Genomic DNA, 15,338 nt, shown 5'->3' on the forward strand with positions numbered 1-15,338 from the left:
GATCCAGTTTGCCATGAAGTCTCGGTCGCTGATGTCACGCAAATGAATGACAACATCGGCGTTGATGGCATCGACAACCTATCCTCCTAAGGGACCCGATTCGAGGGTTCAGATGCGTCGGCGTTCTTGGCAGGCTGCAGTCGGATTAGTCGGCGGCACAACTATTCGTTCTGTCCAGCTTTCGAATGAAATGCCCTACCGACAGTCCCCTAAGGAGCTGAAGCCGAAACCGGTTGCGTTCGCGCGATGAGACGTCGGCCGGCAGCGGCATTCTCGCCAAGCCTGTGAGGCTGTCAGTGTCAATTAGGCTGTCGGCCTCTTTGCTTTCCCCCACCCAGCGCAACATGTTGATGATTGACGCCTGAGCGCGTCGCAACCGTTCGAGCCAGTCGGCCAGTTGCTGGCCTTTGGCGCGTTGGTTCCGGATTTCATCAGGCACTCGATCCACGAACGCGTGTTGATAGAGCCAACGCCCCCGTCCGTTGCGGAAGAGCACGCGGGTTGGAGCGGCGAGGACAAATTCCACCAGGCGGCGGTCCGCCGTAGGATCGCGAAGGTCAACGCCGGCCAGCGCTAGCCGCCCCTTCTGTTCAAGTCCCCGAATGTCCATGCGCCGCAAGACCGCTGAGACAAGCGACCTAACGCTGGCCCGCGGTCTGAACGTGGGATCATAGGCCAGATCGCTGAGCCGCTTCCGGAAGCCGGCGCTGTCGATGATCGCGCCTCGCAGGGCCGAGAAGTCGCCGATGGTGGCGATCGGCTGGCCCCGCACGGCGCGCAGGACTTTGAACAGCCAGGGCGGGATCTTGGGCAGGATCGGCCGCCCGAGCCAGGTTCCAAGCCATCCATGGCCGACCCGGCGCGCGGCGCGGCTTTCCGTGATCCAGGTCGGCCAGTCGCCGCTCCAGAACAGCTCCGTCAGCCGTTCCTCGCCCGAGATGCTGATGGTCATGTTGCCGGCGCCGCCGGTCAGCATTACCTTCGCCGGCGCCTTGCTGGCCAGGCGGTCGATCTCGCTCGACCAGACCGTGTTGCAGAGGTTGAGGGCCGGATACTCGGCCGCGTGAAAATGAGCCTCCAGATTGTCACCGATCTGACGGTCGGCGGCGTCGACCAAAACATGGTCGATGTTGGGATAGAGCGCCGCAACGGTGGCGGCCAGCGGGCCTTCGTCACCGAACCGACCCGGCGGCTCGTCTAGGGCGACGCCTGACAGGGGAACGTGGGTAAAGGCGGTCAACCGCTGTCCGCGCGCCGCCAGCATGGCCGCCGCAGTTGCAGTGACGGCGGAGCTGTCGAGGCCGCCGCTGAGGTGGCTGGCGACCGGACCAGTGGCCCGCAGCCGGTCGGCCACACAGCGGTCGAACAGATCGCGGAAAGCCTCGACATAGGCTTCGTCGCTGGGAAGGCGTAGCTGGCGGTCGAGGCGCCATTCGTACCAGTCGCGGCGCTCAATCCGGCCATCGGCGTGCAGGCTGACAAGGCCGCCCGGCTCAACGCGCTGGATGCCGGCGAAAAAGCTCCCCGGGCCGCGCATCGGGGCCAGGGCCAGATAGTCGCGCAGAGTGTCCATGTCCGGCGCGATCGGCATTTCCGGAAGCGCGTGCAGGCCCTTGGCCATGGTGGCAAAGGCGACGAAGTCCTCGCCCTGGTGATAGAACAGCGGCCGCTGGCCGAGCGGGTCGCGCGCCAGCTGCAGGGTGCGGGTCTGAGCATCCCAGACGGCAAGGGCAAAGTCGCCGTAGAGCCGGTCCAGGGCGCCCTCGCCCCATCGCTCCCAGGCGGCCAGCACGACATCGCTGTCGGCCATGATCTTCAGCCGTTCGTCGGCGATGCCGAGGTCGGCGGCCAGCTCAGGTCGGTTGTCGATACGGGCATCAACGACCATGACGAACCGGCCGCCCCCGCCCGTCAGAGGCTGCCGGTCGTGGATGTCCTCAGGCACCAACCGGGCCAGCTGGATGCCGAGCGCCACGTCGCCGTTGTCCCAGCCGCTGCTGCCGTCACGACCGTAGATCGTCAGTGACCGCCGCATCCGCTCGCAGTCGTCGGCCGCGCCCCCTCGTCCGTCCAACCGCCAGACGCCGCAGATCGCCGTCATGGCCCGGCCCCCGCCGGGGCCGCAGAGAACCGGTCAATGATCCTGTCCATCAGATGTTCAAGTCCGGCCAGATCGTTGGTCCTGCGCACGAGATAGACCGGCACTGTGCGCGCCAGTGAATGAGCCCAGGCAAACAGGTCTGCCTCCAGACCCAGCGCCGCGCCCACATGGCGATAGTGGATCAGGCTCCCCAGCGTCGCCACCGCCTGTGGCGGCGACAGGCGCGTGACGTCCGGCTCGGTGAGGTCCGGCGCCGGGGCGAGGGCGAACACCGCCTTCAGCGGCGTCGGGCGGGCCTCGAAGCCGGCGGTCGCGGCGACATGAAACTTCTCGAAGCCCGGCGCCACGCGGTGGGCGGGCTCGGCCAGCTCGCCAAGACGGGCGGCGCTGTCAGCCCACAGCTTGCTACTCGGAAAGCCGGGGTAGGCGATCGCCGTCGACGGCTCGATCCTCAGTTGGTCGTCCGCTAGAAGCGGCAGCCCGCGCCCCATCAGGGCGCGCGTGGTCGTCGACTTGCCCGCGCCGCTGTGGCCGGCGATCGCCAGGGCGGCGCCCCCCGACACCACGGCGCCGGCATGCAGGGCGGGGCTCCGCCGCTGGAAACACAGCACGGCGAAGGCGGCGCCGAACAACAGGGTATGGACCGCCGCCTCGGCGCCGTCCGGCGCGTCGACAATCATCCGCCGGCCGTCGGCGATCCGAATGCGAACGCCGGCCGGACTGACCAGATCGACCAGGTCAGGCGCGTGAATCTGGAACCGGCCCAGATCCTTCGCCGGCGGCGTCGACTGAGACAGCCAGCTATCGAACTCGACGACGATGTCGGGGGACGCGGTCGGTGCAGCTTCCAGGAGATAGGGCAACGGGCGGCAGGAGCCGATCGTCCAGCCGCTGACCTGGTAGCAATAAGGCGGCCCAGGGCTCGACCCGTTCACGCGTCGACGCTCCGTGCACGATGACCGGCGTCGGCGATCGGCTGGAAACCGCCGGCTTCCTCGCCCCCCATCAGCACCCTCTGCCCCAGCACCAGCCAGGCATGGGCCGAGACCTTGCCGCTCTCGCTGCGGACGCCAAGGCGAACCAGCGCGCCAATGCCCCGCCGCCGCAGCATCAGCCAGCCGGCCAGGGCGCGCACCAGGCAGGTGGTCGCGGGGAGCCGCCGGGCGACGCGCAGAACACGGCCGACGACAGCGCGCGCGCGGATCTGGTCAGCAGGGGCACCATCCGCCGGAACGCCACCGCTCCGCTCCAGGCCAAGCAGGCCGGCGACGAACCGGAACGGCAGAACGAACACCAGCAGCCAGGCCAGGCCCAATGCCGCCGCCGCCTCCGCCGCCCGCAATACCCTGCGCATCAGGCCACCTTGATCAGACGACGTTGCAGCAGGTCCCGCAGGAAGGTCATGGTCGCCGCGCGGATGCGATCGGGCGGCGCGTCATAGACTCCCGCCAGATGGTCGCAAAGATCGCTGATGCGCCGCGGCGTCGCCAGTTGACGCCAGATCTCGGCGCCGACCTCCTGGAAGTTGAAATACTTGCCGGACGCCGCGTCCAACAGCACGACATCGTTCTCAAGCTCCGCGGCGAGCACCGCCGGATCGGCCACGACCAGGGCGTCGTACGTCAGGCTCATCTTTAGCCCCCTCAGCCCAGCCCCCGGACCCCCCGATGGCGCTGGGCATTTGACTAACATCCCTAGACGCTCGGCAATAGTCATCTGGCCGCTTACATCTGCGGTTCAACACGCGCAAGCGATCGCGTCGTACAGGGCCGAACCGCAATCCCACCCGGCAAGTCCTGGCCCGGTCGCGCCGGATATCAGCAGGCGGCGGGCTCAGTCCACGGCCGCGACGACGCGTCAGTCAGCCAATCGAAGGCAGCTAAGAGTGCCGTGAGGCGCCCTTGCTTTCAGTATCTGTCCACAAGCCGACCATTCAAAGGTCCGCTCTGGGTCGGAAGCAGACATTGGGCCTCCTGCCCGAAAACGGACCTTCCCGACGTCCAAGAAGAGTCAAAGGCGGACGGGGCCTTTTCTCGTCGAGACTTGCTCTTCGAAAAACATGGCCGATGCGAAATATTTTCGCGCGCGGCACTTACTCCGAATGCTGATGGGGGGCGCCCCTTATGATTCTGAGTTTGCGGTCATTAACGGCGGCAATCCACGCTTGTCCGGCAGTGTCGGCCAAAGTCCGGGGCACAGGTGGGGCCGATGGTGGGGCCCGGCGAGTCATGGCGCACTTACATCAATGTTTTCAATGGCCAGTGGCGGAGACGGTGGGATTCGAACCCACGGTACCCTTTTGGGGTACGCTCATTTAGCAAACGAGTCCCTTCGGCCACTCGGGCACGTCTCCATCCCGCTTTCGCGGGAGGCCCCTCATATCCAAGAGGCGCGCGGTTCGCAATCGGCCCTGAGCACAGTTTGACGGAACGGCGTTAACCGGACGCTCAGCCGCTGGTGCGAGACTGGCCGGGATGAAATCCGCTCGTGTTCCCCTGCCGACGTCAGAGAGCCCGCCCGAAGAGGGATGGGTCGACGCCGTTCGCGCGTTGCACCGCGTCCTCGAGGACCAGTTCGGCCCCGACGAAAACACCCCCGCGCTCGAAGATCCGCGGGACCGACGCGGGCCCTTCCGTCCCAACCGGCTGGTGCCGGTGCGGTCGCGCCTCGAGTTGCGCCATGTCACGCGGACGTTCCGGCTGATCGACGCGGCAGCGATCATCCTGACCAGCGTGGCGGCGACCAAGGGCCTCGCGACGCATGGCGTGTGGCAGCTGACCCTCGGACAGCTGGCGCCGCTCATCCTGAGCCTCGGCCTGCTTCTGTGGGGCCTCCGCGCGCTCGACACCTATGCCTTCACGCTCAGCGAGGGTCTGGGCCGCCACTTCATCCGCGTCTGCGCCGCCCTGAGCCTCGCCGGGCTTCCGATCGCCGCCATGGACATGCTCGCCCCCGGCCTCGATGCCGCGCTGCCGGTCTGGTTCGCCGCCGGGGCCGTAGCGCTTCTGGTGCTGCATGGCCTGTGGTGGTCGATCGTCAGCGGCTGGCGTCGCGAGGGCAAGCTGACGCCCAATATCGTCATCGTCGGCGCCACCGAAGCGGCGCGCAAGCTGATCGAAACGGCCCTCGCCACCCGCGAAGTCGCGGTGCTGGGCGTGTTCGACGACCGGCTGGGCCGGGCGCCGAAGGAAATCGCCGGCGTGCCGGTGCTCGGCGACACGTCCAGTCTGCTGGGTCACAAGATCATGCCCTATGTCGACCGGATCGTGATCGCCGTGAATCCCTCGGCCCAACCGCGCATCCGCGAACTCATCGACCGACTGCGGGTGCTGCCGAACGACGTCAGCCTGGTGCTGGATTCCGGCGGCGAGGATGGCCGACAGCGCGCGCTCTCGCGCATCGCCGACGCCCAGTTGGCCCAGGTCTCGGGCGAGCCGGCCGATATCCATCGCGCCGCCGTCAAACGGGTTCAGGATCTGGTGGTGGGCGCGACCGCCCTGCTGCTGGGCTGGCCGCTGATGATCGGCGTCGCCCTGGCCATCAAGCTCGACAGCCCGGGTCCGGTGTTCTTCCGCCAGCGCCGTCACGGCTTCAACAACGAGGAAATCCTCGTCTGGAAGTTCCGCTCGATGCGCGCCGAGGCCGCCGACTTCGCCGCTGTCCAACAGGTCCGCGCCGGCGACGATCGCGTGACCCGCGTCGGCCGTTTCATCCGCAAGACCAGCCTCGACGAGCTGCCCCAGCTGTTCAACGTGCTGACCGGCGAGATGAGCCTGGTCGGCCCGCGTCCCCATGCCGTGGGCATGAAGACCGGCCAGACCGAGTCGGCCCGCCTCGTCGCCGAATATGCGCACCGTCATCGCATGAAGCCCGGCATGACCGGCTGGGCCGCCATCAACGGATCGCGCGGCCCCGTCGACACCCCCGAGCTCGTCCGCCGCCGGGTGGCGCTGGATATCGAGTACATCGAGCGCCAGAACTTCTGGTTCGACCTCTACATCATGGCCATGACCATCCCCTGCCTGCTCGGGGACCGGGACGCGGTGCGCTAGCCGATGTTTCGTCGCGGCCTGATCGGCTATCTGCCCGCAAACATCACCCAGGGCGTCGTCGGCCTGCTGACCATCGTCGTATTCACCAGGATTCTAACGCCGGAACAGTACGGCGGCTACGCCCTGGCCCTGTCGGTCATGACCCTGGCGCACACGACGCTGTTCACCTGGATCGAGGCCGCGCTGGCGCGGTTCCAGGCCCGGGCCGCCGAGCGCGGCGAGGTCGCCACACATCTGGCCACCCTGATGCGCGCCTATTTCTGGCTGGCGGCGATCTTTCCGGTCGTCGCCGCCGTCGCCGTCTGGCTCACCCCCATCAGCCCGCCACTGAAGGTCGCCGTGGGCATCGGCCTGGCGTCCATCATCTTCCGCAGCCTGGTTCGCCTGGTCCAGGAGCGCCGCCGCGCCGACGGCGAGGTGATGGCCGCCTCCGCCCTCGACATGGCCCAGACCGCGGGCGGCTTCGCCATCGGCGTGCTGGCCATCACCCTGGGCGCCGGCGCCGCCGGACCGATGATCGGCATGGGCGCGATCGCCGTCATCTGTCTGGTCTTCACGCTGCGCAAGGAACTGGCCCTCGTGCGCGGGGGCGTGATCGAGACCACACGGCTGCACGACTACGCCAGCTACGGCCTGCCCGTGGCCTTCTCGCTCATCCTGTCCCTGGTCATCGCCACGACCGACCGGTTCCTGCTGGCGGCCTTCCTCGATGAACGGGCGGTCGGCGTCTATCATGCCGGCTACAGCCTCGCGAACCGCACGCTCGATGTGATGTTCATCTGGCTGGGCATGGCCGGAGGACCGGCGATGGTCTCGGCGCTGGAGCGCGGCGGCCGGGCGGCGCTGGCCGAGACGGCCCGCGAACAGGCCAGTTTCATGATCCTGCTGACCTTGCCCGCCGCCGTCGGCGTGGCGCTGGTCGCCCACCCCCTGGCCCAGATCATGGTCGGCGGCGCCCTGTCCGAAGGCGCGGCCCATGTCACGCCGTGGGTCGCGTTCGGCGCCTTCTTCTCGGGCATGACAACCTACTATTTCCACCAGGCCTTCACGCTGGGCCGGCGCACCCACCTGCTGTTCGCGGCGATGATCGCGCCGGCGGCGGCAAACCTCCTGCTGAACGTCGTCCTGATCCCGCGCTACGGCATCGCCGGCGCCATGTGGTCGACGGCCGCGAGCTATGCGCTGGGTGCGGGCATGTCATGGCTTCTGGGCAGGCGAGCCATGCCCCTGCCCGTACCGCTGGACGTGATCTGGCGCGCGGGGCTCGGCTGCGCCGCCATGGCTGTCTTGGTCAGCCAGGTCCCGGCCTTTGGCGGCATCCTGGAACTGGCCCTGAAGGCCGCCCTCGGCGGGCTGGTCTATGCCGCCGTCGTCCTGGCGCTCGACGCCGGCGGCCTGCGCAGCCGGGGCCTGGGGATGCTGCAAGGCCTGCGCGCGCGGGTGGCGGCATGACCGCGCCCGTCGCTGAATGGACGACCGACAACGCCGCCTGGCCCGGCGCGACGGCGCGCCTGTCGGTGCTGATCCCGTTCATGCGCGACGATCCCATCAAGCTCCTGCAGGCGCTCGATCGCGAACGGCAGCCTGTGGAAATCGTCCTGCTGGACGACGGCTCCGGAGATCCGGACCTGGCCGCGCGAGTCGGTTCAGCCGTCGAGGCCCTGCGCCTGCCGACCCGGTTCGTGCGCCTCGCCTCCAACGAGGGTCGGTCGAAGGGGCGCAACCGTCTCGCCCGCCACGCCCGCGCCGACCGCTTCCTGTTCATCGACGCCGACATGCTGCCGGACAGCGACCACTTCCTCGCCGACTGGCTGGCGTTGATTGACGCTCAGGATCCCGCCGCGGCGTTCGGCGGGTTCTCGCTTGAGCAGACCCCCCGCACCCGGGAGAACGCGCTTCACAGGGCGATGGCGCTGCGCAGCGACTGCCATAGCGCCGCCGAACGTGCGCGCGATCCCGCCAAGCATGTGTTCACGGCCAATCTGCTCGTCCAGCGCGATGTGTTCGACAGCATCGGGTTTGACGAGCGGTTCACAGGCTGGGGCTGGGAAGACGTCGAGTGGGGCATCCGCGTCGCCGCGCGCTGGCCTATCGTTCACGCCGACATTGCTGCCAGCCACCTCGGGCTCGACTCGGCGGCTCAGATGGCGCGCAAGTACGAGCAATCGGCGGCGAACTTCGCGCGCGTGGTCGCCGACCACCGCGCGGTGGTCGAAAACTATCCGAGCTACCGCGTCGCCCGGCTGCTGAAGCGCCTGCCGCTGCGCAACCTCTGGCGGCCGATAATCAAGGCGGTCGCCCTGGCCGATGCCCTGCCCGTCGCGCCGCGCGCCTTCGCCTTGCGCCTGTACCGCGCCGCGCTCTACGCCGAGGCCGTCTGATGGAGGCCTACAGCGCCGACCGATCGCTCAAGGGCAAGCTGCGCAGACGGCTCGCGCTGCTGTCGCACCGCTGCCCCGTGCGCATGGCGCTGGACCGGCCGATGATCACCTTCAGCTTCGACGACGCCCCCGCGACGGCCGCTGATGCAGGCGCGAAGGTGCTGGAGCTGCGCGGGATTCGAGGGACCTGGTACTTTTCAGCCGGCCTCGCGGGCCAATCCGGGCCGATGGGCGTCTACGCCACGGCGGAGGACGCACGGCGGTTGGCCGAGGCCGGCCACGAAATCGCCTGCCACACCTTCAGCCATCTTGATTGCGGACAGGCCAACGCCCGCGCGATTGTCGAGGACGTGGACCGCAATGCGGACGCCCTGAAGGCATGGGGCGCTCTGCCCTCGGAGAGCTTCGCCTACCCTTATGGTGACGTTTCGACGGCCGCAAAGTCAGTGCTGGGGGGCCGCTACCGCACGCTGCGGACCGTTCAGGCCGGACTGGTGGAGGGCGGCTCAGACGCCAACCAATTGCCGGCGGTAGGCATCGAGGGTCCGGATGGCGAAGCCGTCGCCCTGCGCTGGATCGACAAGGCCGCAGACCGCAAGGCCTGGCTGATCCTCTACACGCACGATGTTGCGGAAGCCCCTTCTCCCTGGGGCTGTACGCCGGACGCTCTGGGGCGACTCGCCGACGCCGCACGGACGCGGGGGTTCGACATCGTGACCGCCGCCGAGGGCGCGAAGCGGCTGGGGCTATAGTCCCTCGTCATCCCGGGCCCTGTACCCGGGATTCCTTGTTCAGCCGAGCGACCGCGACCGAACCTGACGCGGTCCAATGGCGGTCAGAGGGATCCCGGGTACAGGGCCCGGGATGACGGTGGGCAGTGTGTCAACGCGCTGTCAGTGGCCAAACGGCCACGAAGGCCCTCTAGTCCGCGTCCTGATCCGATTGAGGCGCCTATGGCCAAACCCGCCCCCAAACCGAAAGCCTCAGCCGTCCAGGCTCAAGGTCGCTGCGCCTGCGGGACCGTGCGGTTCGAGATTGATGTGCCCGCCGTCTGGGCCTGGCACGACCACAGCGAGGCGAGCCGGCGGGCCATGGGCGGAGCCTATGCGACCTTTGTCGGCAGCTGGCGTAGCCGGTTCCGTTGGATCGACGGCGAGGACAGCCTGACGCGCTTCGAGGACCCTGAAGCCCGCACGACGCGCAGCTTCTGTGCTCGCTGCGGGACGCCCGTGCTTTACGAACGCGCCCGGTCGCCGAAGATGGTCAACATTCCGCGCGGCCTGTTCACCAGCCGCACCGGGCGAGAGCCGCGCTACCACATGAACCTTCCGGAGCAGGCCGACTGGACCTGGGCCGGCGAGGCGTTGGGTCCGCTGAAGGGCTATCCGGGTGTGATGGTCGAACGGGCACGTCGCAGACCGCGCGTCCTCGCGCCAGACGACATCCTCTGAGAGCGCATGACGGTTCGATAACGTGACGACGGAAGCGGGATGTGCAGACTGCGCCCGAGCCGAGGGCGAAGACGGGGGAACCAATGTCATCAGTGTTTGAACGTCTTGGCGTGCCGATCGAACTTGGTGGGCGCCGCTTCCTGCACCCGGGGCCCTTGCGGTGGCTGCGCGCCGTGGCCTGGATGATCGTGTTCTTCGTTCTGGTCGCCGTCGCCGGCTATGGCGTCGAGGGTGTGGTTGGCGATCATTGGCCCAAGAGCAACGGGCCGGCGCATTTCATGGCGAACGTCGCTGGCGCGCTCGCGGCCCTGGCGGCCTATCCTCTGCTCGTCTGGCTGGCCGAGGGCCGCGCTCCGGATGAGCTGGCCCCGAAGGCTGCCCTTCCCGGCCTCGTTTCAGGATTCGCCCTGGGCTGCGCCGTGTTCGCCCTGGTCATGGTGACCCTCATTGGCACGGGCCTTTACAGCTTTGACTGGCTCGGCATGGCCCCGGCCTGGAAGGGCGCAGGGCTGAGCATTGAGTCGGGCTTCATCGAGGAGATCATGGCCCGCGGGGTCATCCTGCGGCTGACCTGGCGGGCGTTCGGGCCCTGGGCGGCGTTCATCTTCTCGGCCGCCCTGTTCGGCGCCGGACATTTCGGGAACCCCAACGCCTCGGTCTGGGCGGCGCTCTGCATCGCGATGGAAGCCGGGATCATGCTGGGCGCCTTCTATGCGCTGACAGGCCGGCTGTGGGTCTCGATCGGGCTGCATGCCGGCTGGAATTTCACCCAGGGCTATCTGTTTGGCGCGGTCGTGTCCGGGACCGACTTCGGGCCGGCTATCGCACGCAGCGTGGCGCGGGACGGCTTTCCGCTGTGGCTAAGCGGTGGACGGTTCGGACCCGAAGCGTCGCTGCCCGCGCTGGTGATCTGCACGTCCGCTGGCCTGCTGGCAATCTGGATGGCCGCGCGGGCGGGCCGGTTCGCGAAGGCTATTCCCGCCCTCGCCACGCCAGCTTGACGGCCAGGGCGACGAAGATCGACCAGCGGATGTCGTTGTAAGTCACGGCAACGCTCTCGGTCAGGGTCAGCAGCGAGTAGATGATCAGGTACGGCAGGGCCAGGTAGGCGGCGGGCCGGCTGAACACCGCCGCGATCGCTCCGCCCATTGTCTGCAGGTAGAACAGGGCCCAGGCGACCACCCCGGCGTAGCCGAGGCCCAGCCACTGTTCCAGCCAGGCGTTGTGGGCGTGGCTGGGCTTGAACCCCGCCTCCTTGGTGATCCACGCAAGGGGGCCCCAGCCGGATTTGTCATCCCAGACCGCGGAGTAGCCATAGCCGGTCCAGGGACGCAGTTCGGCCTGGCGCAGGGCCGCCGCCCAGATCCGCGTGCGGCCCGTCAGGGTGGCGTCCTTGCCGAGGATCTCGAGAAAGACATCGGAGGCGAACAACAGGAAGCCCGCCAGCAGCAGCGCGCCCATGACGGCCGCCCAGGTCGCTGCCACGCCCGACACCGGCCCGCGCCGCGCGAACCAGACAAAGCCTACGGCCCCGGCGCCGAGGATCAGCGAGACCAGCGACGTCTTGGAGGTCGACATCAGCACCAGACCGAGCGCCAGCGCCGCGAACACGCCCCACAGCCACTGCCGCCGCGGATTGAGCATGGCCGCCCCGGCGAAGATGGTGAAGGCCATGGCCATGTTGCCGCCGAGCGCGTTCTTTTCGCTCCAGAGCCCGCGCCAGGCGCCGGGGAACAGTTCCGTCATGATGCCGTTGTGCGGCGGCAGCACCGCCCAGGCGATCGAGCCCAGCACCAGCAGGGCGTTGGCGCTCGCGAGCACTTCCGCCAGGGTCGACCAGCGAAACCGGGTCGCCAGCGCGATGCCGCAGATCGTCGTGGCGTAGACGGCGACGATCCGGCGGACGGTCTGGTCGGGGGCGATCGACCAGAGGGTCGAGATCGCGACAATGGCCAGCAACAGCAGCAGGAACGGCTGGCGCACCATCGCCTGGATGGCCGCGGCCGGCGCCATGGCCAGCAGGCCGATGCCGGCGGCGTAGGCCGGGAAGTAGACGTTGCGGATGGCCCCTGAGGCGCCCGCGTCGATCTTCACGCCGAACACCGGCGCGATCCAGGCCTGGCTGTAGATCAGCACGAAGAACACGGCGAGCCCGAACGCCAGCCAGTCCCACAGGTCCGTGCGCTCCACCTCGTGGCGCGACCAGGCCTCGGCGGACATGCTCACCGCAGGAAGGCCCGCAGGAAGCCCGGCGTCTCGAGTTCGGCGCGGTTGAAGAAGACGCCGGCCACGCGGCCGCCGGCGGCGGTCAGACCGTCCCGCAAGCGGGCGGGCGCCAGCACGTCCGGCTGGTCGGCGGCGACCACCAGAACCGTCTGATCCATGAAGGGCGCGACTGTCAGCGCCGATTGCGAGCGATCCGCCGACGGGCAGTCGACGACCACCAGGTCGGCGTGACGCTTGAGCGCGTTCCAGTAGTCCGCGCTGGGCAGGATATGGATGTTCTGGCTGCCCCGGAGCACGTCGGCCCGGAACCGGGTGACCCACCAGCGGTGCTGGCCCACCGCGTGGGCGACGAGAAAGCGTGAGTCCGGCGCCGCCGACCCGTCCGGCATCAGCGTCGGCGGCTGGACGGTGAAGAAGGTCGAGCCATCGCCCGGTGTCGCGGAAACCGCCTTGCCGAGCGGCCCGTACATGTCCGGCGAGCCGGCGATGGCGGCATGCTGCGGCGAGATGAACAGGTCCAGATCGACCAGCCAGACCGTGCGTCCGGCGCGGCTGGCGGCATAGGCGGCGAACTCGCGGGCGACGGTGCTGGTCCCCTCCCCGCGGCGGGCAGCAACGAACTGGACGGCGCGCGCGCGTCCAGGCGACGTCCCGCCCAGCGACGCCCACAACTCCGCCATCTCGGCGCTCAAATCCACCATCGCTCGAATCGCCGCGCGCTCACGCCCTGCAGGCTAGACTATTGCTGGGCTTATGCGACCTAACCCAGCTTGACCGCGGCGGTTCCGAGCACCGGAAGGTCGAGCGTGCGCTGGGCAGAGGCGCGGGTGGGCAGGCCCGGACGCAGGAACATCCGCACCAGCCCCGCGCAAAGGGCCGAGAACAGGCCAAAGAGGACCGCCAGAACGACGACCGGCTTGCGCAGGCTCTTGCCCCTGGTCGTCGGCGTGGCGCGGTCGACGATGCGGATATTGTCATTGGTCTCCGAGGCGATCTGTCGCGCCGCCTCGTCCTGGCGTTCGCGAACCGTGAAGTCGCGCACGCTGGTCTGCAGAACATCGCGGTCCATCGTCAGGGCCTGGAACTGCGGCTCCAGCGCGGCCAACCGCTGCAGCTGGCTGGTCGCCTTGGCCGACTGGGCCGTGTAGGCGACCAGCGACTGCTGCAGGGCGGCGATCTCGGCCGCCGTCTGGATACGTTCGGTCTGGAGCGTCTGGTGCACCGGATTGACGCCCATGCGCTTGGCGCCGTCCGAGGCCGTGCGGCCGGAACTGACGCCCGCCTCGAGCTGGGCGATCTGGACCTCGATGTCGCGCACCGGAACGGAGTCGGCAAAGTAACGGGAGAGGAGTTCTTCCCGCTGGACCCGCAGGGCCGCCAGACGGGTCGCGGCCGTGGCATCGATGTCGCGGTAGAGACCGATCTCCGGCGCGATCTGCGCCAGCTGGCCATCGAGAGTCGACAGCCGTGCCTGGCGATCCTGCAGGGTCACCTCGGCGGCGTAGCGCTGGGCCTCGATCTGGCCGATCAGCTGTGTCGCCGCCGTCTTCTGGGCGTTGAAGTCGCCGATGTCGTTGGTGGCGAGGAAGTCCTGATAGGCCGTGTCGGCCTTCTGCAGCTGATCCTCGAACATCACCCGCTGCCGTTCGAACACCGGCGAGGTCGGGTGGATCAGCACCGAGCGGCGATAGATGAGGTATTCCTCGAGCAAGGTGTTCACGACGCGGGCGGCCATGACCGGGTCGTCGTGCTCGAAGCTGACGCGCACCACGGGATTGTCCGGGGCGGACGCGATGGTCAGGGTCTTGCCCACGGCGTCGATCGCCTTGGACATGAGCAGCGCCTTGTCGGCGGGCGAGGCTCCCGCGTATTTCGCGGCCAGATCGGGATAGAGATTGCCCAGGCCAATGCGGCGAATAACCCGTTCGCGAAGCTCGCCGCTCTGCAGGATCTCGACTTCGGACTGGACCAGAGAATCAGTGTCCGGCACCGCGCCGCGTCCGGCGTCGCCGGCGCGGGGTTCATAGACGTATTCCTGGCCGAGCTGGATCAGGATGCTGGAGCTGGCCGGATAGGTCTTTTTCAGCGTCAGCGCGAAGCCCACGCCCACCAGGCAGATCAGCGCAAACACCGCCAGCATAAGGCCCCGCTCGCGCCACAGCAGGGTGATGAAGTCGCTGGGCGCATAGCGCGGACGACCGGCCCAGTCGGCGCGCGCCGGCGGGTCATGCGGTACAGTCCTCCAGGCGCTTTGCGAGCTCATGCGAATCCGGGGCTTTCTGGCCTTGTTCCGGACCCTCGCCGGAGCGCGCTTAACACTCCGTTACCCATTCTCGTTAACCTTCGACCCATGCGCAGAGCCGCCCCGATCCGCACCGCCCTCCTGATGACCGCCGCCCTGGCCGTCAGCACGCCGGCGCAGGCGTGGTGGCCGCTCGGCGACGGCCGTCCCGCGCCGCGCCGCGCGGAGCCGCGCCCGACCGCACGGGAGGCCGAAAACTTCCCCAACATCGGTTACGCCGACTGGAGCGAGCAGGAGCCGGACTACCGGCTGTATCCCGGTGATACGATCGACATCACCGTGCCCTCGGCGCCGGAGCTGTCGAAACAGGGCATCGTGATCCAGCCCGACGGGCGCGTGACCATGCCGCTGATTGATCCTGTGATGGCGGCGGACCGGACAATTCCGGAATTCCAGGCCGAGCTGACCCGCGCCTATTCGCGCCAGCTGCTGCGGCCGCAGGTGTCGGTGACGGTCAAGACCGCCTCCCCGCTCAAGGTGTTTGTCGGCGGCGAGGTCGGGACGCCCGGCATCTATGACATGGCCGGCGACATCAACAGTCTGCAGGCCGTGATCCAGGCGGGCGGCTTCAAGCCGGGCGCCAAATCCGATCAGGTGGTGATCATTCGCCGGGGTCCCGGCGGCCGCGCCATGATGCGGACGGTCAATCTCCGGTCCGCGATGAAGACGGCGTCCGGCGCGGACTTCGTGCCGCTGCGCCGCTTCGATATCGTCTATGTGCCGCGCAGCAACGTCGCCGAAGCCGGGCTGTTCGTGCAGCAGTGGTTCCGTGACCTGTCCCCTGTCCAGTTCAGCTACGCGCTGAACGGCACGACGGTCAGGTGA

14 protein-coding genes and 1 tRNA gene are annotated in these 15,338 nt (G+C 68.4%); 7 read left to right on the forward strand and 8 right to left on the reverse strand.

Translation table 11 applies throughout. From position 1 onward, the window contains the following. Positions 1 to 145: 145 nt before the first annotated feature. The 5 genes from ACODSL_RS12585 to ACODSL_RS12605 all read right to left on the reverse strand — a co-directional run bounded on the left by ACODSL_RS12585 (position 146) and on the right by ACODSL_RS12605 (position 4,454). A complete protein-coding gene (locus ACODSL_RS12585) occupies positions 146 to 2,101 on the reverse strand; it encodes an asparagine synthetase B family protein (protein WP_488901039.1) in 1,956 nt (651 codons plus the stop codon). Continuing rightward, positions 2,098 to 3,036 (reverse strand): hypothetical protein, encoded by a 939-nt coding sequence (locus tag ACODSL_RS12590; protein WP_488901040.1) that lies wholly within the window; start codon positions 3,034 to 3,036, stop codon positions 2,098 to 2,100. Before ACODSL_RS12590 ends, ACODSL_RS12585 begins: the two co-directional genes overlap by 4 nt. Next, positions 3,033 to 3,455: a lasso peptide biosynthesis B2 protein gene (locus ACODSL_RS12595; RefSeq protein ID WP_488901041.1), complete on the reverse strand. Its 423-nt coding sequence runs from the start codon at positions 3,453 to 3,455 to the stop codon at positions 3,033 to 3,035. The genes ACODSL_RS12590 and ACODSL_RS12595 overlap by 4 nt, the downstream gene beginning before the upstream one ends. Further along, a complete protein-coding gene (locus tag ACODSL_RS12600; RefSeq protein ID WP_488901042.1) occupies positions 3,455 to 3,733 on the reverse strand; it encodes a PqqD family protein in 279 nt (92 codons plus the stop codon). Before ACODSL_RS12600 ends, ACODSL_RS12595 begins: the two co-directional genes overlap by 1 nt. Positions 3,734 to 4,363: 630 nt before the next feature. Further along, positions 4,364 to 4,454 (reverse strand) — tRNA-Ser (locus tag ACODSL_RS12605). Between the two features lie 121 nt (positions 4,455 to 4,575). Between ACODSL_RS12605 and ACODSL_RS12610 the strand changes: the two genes are divergently transcribed. The 6 genes from ACODSL_RS12610 (at position 4,576) to ACODSL_RS12635 (ending at position 10,986) form a co-directional block, all read left to right on the forward strand. Continuing rightward, positions 4,576 to 6,153, forward strand: coding sequence for an exopolysaccharide biosynthesis polyprenyl glycosylphosphotransferase (locus ACODSL_RS12610; protein WP_488901043.1), 1,578 nt, complete (start codon positions 4,576 to 4,578; stop codon positions 6,151 to 6,153). 3 nt (positions 6,154 to 6,156) lie between these two features. Next, the gene (hfsF, locus tag ACODSL_RS12615; RefSeq protein WP_488901044.1) at positions 6,157 to 7,605 is read left to right on the forward strand and encodes a polysaccharide biosynthesis protein HfsF; all 1,449 of its coding nucleotides are present in this window, start codon (positions 6,157 to 6,159) and stop codon (positions 7,603 to 7,605) included. Further along, a complete protein-coding gene (gene hfsG / locus ACODSL_RS12620) occupies positions 7,602 to 8,534 on the forward strand; it encodes a polysaccharide biosynthesis protein HfsG (RefSeq protein WP_488901045.1) in 933 nt (310 codons plus the stop codon). The genes hfsF and hfsG overlap by 4 nt, the downstream gene beginning before the upstream one ends. After that, positions 8,534 to 9,286 carry an oligosaccharide deacetylase HfsH gene (gene hfsH, locus ACODSL_RS12625; RefSeq protein ID WP_488901046.1) on the forward strand — a complete coding sequence of 251 codons (753 nt, stop codon included), beginning with the start codon at positions 8,534 to 8,536 and terminating at the stop codon, positions 9,284 to 9,286. Before hfsG ends, hfsH begins: the two co-directional genes overlap by 1 nt. 201 nt (positions 9,287 to 9,487) lie before the next feature. Beyond that, entirely contained in the window at positions 9,488 to 9,985 is a 498-nt protein-coding gene (locus tag ACODSL_RS12630; protein WP_488901047.1) for a GFA family protein, read from the forward strand. A 92-nt stretch (positions 9,986 to 10,077) separates the two neighbouring features. Next, positions 10,078 to 10,986: a CPBP family intramembrane glutamic endopeptidase gene (locus ACODSL_RS12635; RefSeq protein ID WP_488901048.1), complete on the forward strand. Its 909-nt coding sequence runs from the start codon at positions 10,078 to 10,080 to the stop codon at positions 10,984 to 10,986. Here the strand turns inward: ACODSL_RS12635 and ACODSL_RS12640 are convergent. The 3 genes from ACODSL_RS12640 to ACODSL_RS12650 are packed head-to-tail and all read right to left on the reverse strand — an operon-like array spanning position 10,958 to position 14,474. Beyond that, a complete protein-coding gene (locus tag ACODSL_RS12640; RefSeq protein ID WP_488901177.1) occupies positions 10,958 to 12,205 on the reverse strand; it encodes an O-antigen ligase family protein in 1,248 nt (415 codons plus the stop codon). The genes ACODSL_RS12635 and ACODSL_RS12640 overlap by 29 nt on opposite strands. A gap of 2 nt (positions 12,206 to 12,207) precedes the next feature. Further along, positions 12,208 to 12,912: a P-loop NTPase family protein gene (locus ACODSL_RS12645; protein WP_488901049.1), complete on the reverse strand. Its 705-nt coding sequence runs from the start codon at positions 12,910 to 12,912 to the stop codon at positions 12,208 to 12,210. 59 nt (positions 12,913 to 12,971) lie between these two features. Next, complete coding sequence (locus ACODSL_RS12650) at positions 12,972 to 14,474, reverse strand: GumC family protein (protein WP_488901050.1); 1,503 nt, start codon at positions 14,472 to 14,474, stop codon at positions 12,972 to 12,974. Between the two features lie 87 nt (positions 14,475 to 14,561). Between ACODSL_RS12650 and ACODSL_RS12655 the strand changes: the two genes are divergently transcribed. Continuing rightward, a complete protein-coding gene (locus ACODSL_RS12655; RefSeq protein ID WP_488901051.1) occupies positions 14,562 to 15,338 on the forward strand; it encodes a polysaccharide biosynthesis/export family protein in 777 nt (258 codons plus the stop codon).

The organism is Caulobacter sp. FG121 (assembly GCF_057809815.1).

What these genes read in the sequence shown, in the direction of transcription:
- ACODSL_RS12650 (WP_488901050.1), bottom strand. Translation starts at nt 14,474, where the DNA reads ATGAGCTCGCAAAGCGCCTGGAGGACTGTACCGCATGACCCGCCGGCG.
- hfsH (WP_488901046.1), top strand. Translation starts at nt 8,534, where the DNA reads ATGGAGGCCTACAGCGCCGACCGATCGCTCAAGGGCAAGCTGCGCAGA.
- ACODSL_RS12630 (WP_488901047.1), top strand. Translation starts at nt 9,488, where the DNA reads ATGGCCAAACCCGCCCCCAAACCGAAAGCCTCAGCCGTCCAGGCTCAA.
- ACODSL_RS12645 (WP_488901049.1), bottom strand. Translation starts at nt 12,912, where the DNA reads ATGGTGGATTTGAGCGCCGAGATGGCGGAGTTGTGGGCGTCGCTGGGC.
- hfsF (WP_488901044.1), top strand. Translation starts at nt 6,157, where the DNA reads ATGTTTCGTCGCGGCCTGATCGGCTATCTGCCCGCAAACATCACCCAG.
- ACODSL_RS12655 (WP_488901051.1), top strand. Translation starts at nt 14,562, where the DNA reads ATGCGCAGAGCCGCCCCGATCCGCACCGCCCTCCTGATGACCGCCGCC.
- ACODSL_RS12610 (WP_488901043.1), top strand. Translation starts at nt 4,576, where the DNA reads ATGAAATCCGCTCGTGTTCCCCTGCCGACGTCAGAGAGCCCGCCCGAA.
- ACODSL_RS12585 (WP_488901039.1), bottom strand. Translation starts at nt 2,101, where the DNA reads ATGACGGCGATCTGCGGCGTCTGGCGGTTGGACGGACGAGGGGGCGCG.
- hfsG (WP_488901045.1), top strand. Translation starts at nt 7,602, where the DNA reads ATGACCGCGCCCGTCGCTGAATGGACGACCGACAACGCCGCCTGGCCC.
- ACODSL_RS12595 (WP_488901041.1), bottom strand. Translation starts at nt 3,455, where the DNA reads ATGCGCAGGGTATTGCGGGCGGCGGAGGCGGCGGCGGCATTGGGCCTG.
- ACODSL_RS12640 (WP_488901177.1), bottom strand. Translation starts at nt 12,205, where the DNA reads ATGTCCGCCGAGGCCTGGTCGCGCCACGAGGTGGAGCGCACGGACCTG.
- ACODSL_RS12600 (WP_488901042.1), bottom strand. Translation starts at nt 3,733, where the DNA reads ATGAGCCTGACGTACGACGCCCTGGTCGTGGCCGATCCGGCGGTGCTC.